Raw genomic sequence first — 5,402 nt, 5'->3', positions numbered from 1 at the left:
AGCTACCTGAAAGGGGGGCACGAAGCCCCCGTGCTTCAGCCGGGGGTGCTGACTGAACTACTGCCAATTTTGATTTTGCTAAAAAGAAGGATATAGTAGGAAAATGGCTGGTTTAGTGAAAAGTCAATCAAAATATTATGGGGATTTGACGCTGGAGGTGAAACGATAAAAACAACCCAGTAGCCAGTGCGGTGCTAAAACCGAATCCCTTGGCTGAGGCAGTTAACCACATCATAAGGGTGAATAGCTGGGAAAATCAAGAAAATTATGTAAAGAATTAACAAACCATTGTAAAGGATCAGTTAAGATGGAGGGTAAAATTTCGATCGCTTTTAATTTAATAACACAGAAGCCGGGGCTGTATCAGGTAGATAAGCCCCATGACTGAATGGGAGAGAGAGGGTTATGGCTTAATCCTGATAAGCGGTCACAGGCGCACAGGAACAGACAAAATTGCGATCGCCAAAGGCATTATCAATGCGACCCACAGGCGGCCAATATTTATAGTCGCGAGTCCAAGCGGCGGGATAAGCGGCTACTTCCCGGGAGTAGGGACGATTCCACTCACCCACAATCAGAGATTCTGCGGTGTGGGGGGCTTGTTTAAGGGGGTTATTTTCCCGGTCAAACTCCCCGGACTCAATGGCAGCAATTTCCTGACGAATAGCAATCATAGAGGCACAGAAACGATCCAACTCATCGAGAGACTCACTTTCTGTAGGTTCCACCATCATAGTCCCCGCCACTGGCCAAGAAATAGTAGGGGCGTGGAAACCGTAATCCATGAGTCGTTTAGCGATATCATCCACATCAATATTAGCAGACTTTTTGAGCGATCGCAGATCCAAAATACACTCATGGGCAACTGTACCATTGTTACCCTTGTAGAGAATCGGATAAACCCCCTGTAGACGACGCGCCATATAATTAGCATTGAGAATGGCGACCTCTGTAGCTTTTTTCAAGCCAGAAGCCCCCATCATAGCAATATACATCCAGGAGATGACCAGAATACTAGCGCTACCCCAAGGCGCAGCCGAAACCGCGCCGCCTGAGTAAGTTTCCCCCATATCCACGACACAATGACCGGGTAAAAACGGTAATAGGTGTGGCATCACCCCAATGGGACCCATTCCCGGACCCCCGCCGCCGTGGGGTATACAGAAAGTTTTGTGCAAATTCAGGTGACAGACATCAGCGCCAAAATCTCCGGGACGACATAACCCTACCTGTGCATTCATATTAGCACCATCCATATAGACCTGACCCCCGCAGCGGTGGATGATGTCACAAATATGGCGAATACCGTCTTCAAACACGCCATGAGTCGAGGGATAAGTTACCATCAAAGCAGCGAGTTGGTCTTGATGCTGTTCAGCTTTTTGCTGCAAATCATCAATATCAATATTACCCTGGCTGTCACATTTAACAGGTACAACTTTCATGCCACACATAACGGCACTAGCGGGATTAGTACCGTGTGCAGATTCAGGAATTAGACAAATATGGCGTTGATTTTCTCCTCGGCTTTGATGATAACCACGAATTGCTAATAAACCAGCATATTCCCCTTGAGAACCTGCATTAGGCTGTAGAGAAATTCCAGCAAATCCGGTAATTTCTGCCAACCATTCCTCAAGTTGTTGAAACAATACCTGATAACCTTGAGTTTGAGATTTGGGTGCGAAGGGGTGCAACTTACCAAACTCCGGCCAAGTGACAGGAATCATCTCGGCGGTAGCGTTAAGTTTCATGGTACAGGAACCCAGAGGAATCATAGAGGTAGTCAGGGATAAATCCCGACTTTCTAAGCGGTGTAAATACCGCAATAATTCGGTTTCTGAGTGATGGCTATTAAAAACGGGGTGAGTGAGGTAAGCAGAAGTGCGAGTTAAATGGGGGGGAATGGCGGATTTGATGGCAAGTTCTTCTAAGCCAAAGTTGAGGGGTTTACCCAGGGCAAAAATTTCCAGCAGATTAATAATATCTGCGGTGGTGGTAGTTTCATCTAGGCTGATACCAATAGAGTTATCGGCTATTGGTCGTAGGTTAATCTGGCGGAGTTGGGCGAGGGTGATAATTTCTGATGAGGATATATGACCCAATTCAACTTGTAGGGTATCAAAAAAGTGATCATTGGCGATCGCATATCCCAACTTTTGCAAACCCGTGGCCAACATCATAGTTAACTCGTGGATATTCTCAGCAATCTGTTTTAAGCCCTGTGGTCCATGATACACCCCATACATACTAGCAATGACAGCTAACAGAACCTGGGCGGTACAGATATTACTGGTAGCCTTATCGCGGCGAATATGTTGTTCTCTGGTTTGGAGGGCGAGTCGGAGGGCGGGTTGACCCTGGCTATCAATGGAAACCCCCACCATACGACCAGGACAGGAGCGTTTAAAGGCTTCCCTGGTGGCAAAATAAGCCGCGTGGGGTCCCCCATAACCTAGGGGAACACCGAGGCGCTGGGTGCTTCCTACGGCGATATCAGCGCCTAATTCTCCTGGGGGTGTCAGTAGGGTAAGGCTGAGGATATCTGCGGCGATGGTAATAATGGCTTTATGGTTATGGGCGGTTTGGATAAATTCCCGATAGTCGTAAATTGCGCCATTAGTGGCGGGGTATTGCAATAAAGCCCCAAAAATTGGATCGCTAAAGTCGAAGGTGCGGAAATCTCCAATAATGATTTCAATACCTAGGGGTTTAGCCCTAGTTTGTAGGACCTCTATGGTTTGAGGGTGACAGTCTTGGGAGACAAAAAAGTGATGGGCTTTGGCTTTGCTAATTCCATAACTCATGGTCATGGCTTCGGCGGCGGCGGTCCCTTCATCAAGAAGGGAGGCGTTAGCGATTTCTAGCCCGGTTAGGTCGATAACGAGTGTTTGAAAGTTTAGTAGGGCTTCCAAGCGTCCCTGGGCGATTTCGGCTTGGTAGGGAGTATATGCGGTGTACCATCCCGGATTTTCTAGGATGTTCCGTTGGATAACGGGGGGGGTGATACAGTCGGAGTAACCCATACCGATAAAGGAACGGTAAATTTGATTTTTACTGGCAATTTCGCGGAGTTTGACTAAAGCCTGATGTTCGGTAAGGGGGGCGGGTAGGTTCAGGGGGCGGTTTAAACGAATGCCTTGGGGAATGGTATTATCAATCAGGCTTTCTATACTGTTGTATCCGATCGCTGACAGCATTTGTTGAATTTCAGCGTCATTGGGGCCGATATGTCGGTTGAGGAATTGATCGGCGGGGGTTCTATTGATGTGACCATCACGGGGATGGCTGAGATTCGATGTACTATGGTTTGGGGATTTTGTGGGACCGGGTAAATTGATATCCAGCATGAAACTCCGACTGATTCAACAAAGATCATTTAAAACAGAATCATCAAATTGTAGTCCCTAAATCCCTGAATGGGTACAATGGCGGCTTGATGGAAGGTGTACAACAGATGATCGCTGGTGTTGGCTATGATAAATTAACAATCTCTATGGAAACTAAGGTTTATCCGGTTATTTGGCACGAGGATCGAGTTTTGCTCATTGACCAAACTCGCCTCAGTCATGAGTATGCGCTCGTGGAAATTAAGCGCTATGAAGATATGGCTAGGGCGATCGCTACTATGATTGTCCGAGGGGCTCCGGCTATTGGTATTGCGGCCGCTTATGGTATGTATTTGGGGGCGCGGGATATTCAAAAAAGCGATCGCGATGGGTTTTTGGCGGAACTTAAAGGGGTGGCTGAGATTTTGGGGAATACTCGCCCCACGGCGGTAAATTTGTTTTGGGCTATTGAAAGAATGCTGAAAATCGCTAGGGAAACTTCGGTTTCTGTGTCGGAAATTCCCCAGGTGCTATTGGCTGCGGCTCAACAAATTCAAGCTGAGGACTTGAATACTTGTCAGGCGATCGGAGATCACGGACTGGCGGTTTTACCCAAAACTCCCGAACAGCTTAATATTTTGACTCACTGTAACACGGGATCTTTGGCTACGGCGGGTTATGGTACGGCTTTGGGGGTCATTCGATCCTGTAAGGCGGCGCAACGCTTGGGGCGGGTCTATGCTGATGAAACTCGCCCCCGTCTACAGGGAGCAAAATTAACTACTTGGGAATGTGTACAGGATCAGATCCCGGTGACTTTGATTGCGGATAATATGGCGGCTCACTGTATGAAGTTGGGGTTAATTCATGCGGCGATCGTTGGTGCCGATCGCATTGCGGCTAATGGAGATACCGCTAATAAAATTGGCACTTATAATGTGGCTTTGGTGGCTCGCGCCCACAATATCCCCTTTTTTGTAGCTGCTCCCCTGTCTACGGTAGACTTTCGATTACAGAGCGGGGAAGGTATCCCTATTGAGGAAAGAGACCCGAAAGAAGTTTATCAAATTGGCTCGACTGCTATTTGTCCCCCAGGTGTGGAGTTTTATAATCCGGCTTTTGATGTGACTCCGGCTGAGTTAATTACGGCAATTATTACTGAACATGGGGCTGTAGCACCTGGGGATCTCAAAAATCTTATGGTTCATCAATGCTGAATGTCTAACCAGAACAGGATTTCAGCAGCCAACCAATTACTACCCCTAGTCCCCCAAAACGGACTGCTTGCCAAAAGGGTTCTTTGAGGCTACCCCAGGTAAACAGGCTGCTTTCTAAGTTGAGTTCTACGGCTTCTAGTTCCTGGGTAAGCTGTTTTAATTCTTGCTTGAGTTGTTGGGATTTGACCTGCTGGAGTTGGGGGATCACTTGGTCAATACGGTTTTTCAGCTCGGCTTGACGTTGGCGATCGCGCTGAATTTGAGCTATCCTCTCTTGTATGGTGGCGATCGCTGTCGAGGCAGATTCGAGGGCTTCTTCGATTTCCTCTTGGTCCCGATTCAGTTGAGAATCATTGGGGTTAGGTTGGGATGAGGTATTTCTTGGCATAATGATTAGAAAATGCTCCCAACTTCAAATATAGAATCACCATGACTCATTCTAGTTCAACCAAAATTGATAATGCCGAGACTTTGCAACTAGCCCAGAAACTAGCTGAACATCTGGCTATTTCTGAACGGGACTGGCATCGTCTCAAATCTAATCGTAATGCTCGCGCCCGGGAACAGGTGGCCGCGGCTTTGATTTTTTTGCTCAAGGATGAACCATCTGAGGCTATCCCCAGATTACAACAGGCGGTCGGTTGGTTAGATAGGTCCATCTCTGCACCTCCATGTCCTACTCATGGCTCTAAATGATCCCCGAAATGGGTTGTTGAATCAAATATTCCACAGATAGGGCTACCAGCCTCGACTAGACTGTCAGCACCCCCGGCTGAAGCACGGGGGCTTCGTGCCCCCCGATTTCAGGTAGCTGACCAGCTTAAGCCTTAACTGGCTACGTTCAGAGCAAGAGTTA

4 protein-coding genes are annotated in these 5,402 nt (G+C 47.6%); 2 read left to right on the top strand and 2 right to left on the bottom strand.

The genetic code is table 11. The features are described from left to right. Positions 1-410 precede the first annotated feature (410 nt). Positions 411-3,350, bottom strand: coding sequence for an aminomethyl-transferring glycine dehydrogenase (gene gcvP, locus P5683_RS22455; protein ID WP_315641066.1), 2,940 nt, complete (start codon positions 3,348-3,350; stop codon positions 411-413). Between the two features lie 89 nt (positions 3,351-3,439). Here gcvP and mtnA point away from each other — a divergent pair, with 89 nt between their 5' ends. Beyond that, positions 3,440-4,546 carry an S-methyl-5-thioribose-1-phosphate isomerase gene (gene mtnA, locus P5683_RS22450; RefSeq protein ID WP_315642025.1) on the top strand — a complete coding sequence of 369 codons (1,107 nt, stop codon included), beginning with the start codon at positions 3,440-3,442 and terminating at the stop codon, positions 4,544-4,546. 4 nt (positions 4,547-4,550) lie between these two features. Here mtnA and P5683_RS22445 read toward each other — a convergent pair whose 3' ends face one another. Next, positions 4,551-4,934, bottom strand: coding sequence for a hypothetical protein (locus P5683_RS22445; RefSeq protein WP_006622634.1), 384 nt, complete (start codon positions 4,932-4,934; stop codon positions 4,551-4,553). A gap of 41 nt (positions 4,935-4,975) precedes the next feature. On the opposite strand from P5683_RS22445, the gene P5683_RS22440 reads away from it, so the two are divergent. Next, the gene (locus P5683_RS22440; protein ID WP_006670603.1) at positions 4,976-5,242 is read left to right on the top strand and encodes a DUF6439 family protein; all 267 of its coding nucleotides are present in this window, start codon (positions 4,976-4,978) and stop codon (positions 5,240-5,242) included. Positions 5,243-5,402 lie beyond the last annotated feature (160 nt).

The organism is Limnospira sp. PMC 1279.21 (assembly GCF_032349615.1).
GTDB classification, from domain to species: Bacteria; Cyanobacteriota; Cyanobacteriia; order Cyanobacteriales; family Microcoleaceae; genus Limnospira; species Limnospira fusiformis.
The sequence above is the reverse complement of the archived record's forward strand: the minus strand, read 5'-3'. Positions and strand labels throughout refer to the sequence as shown.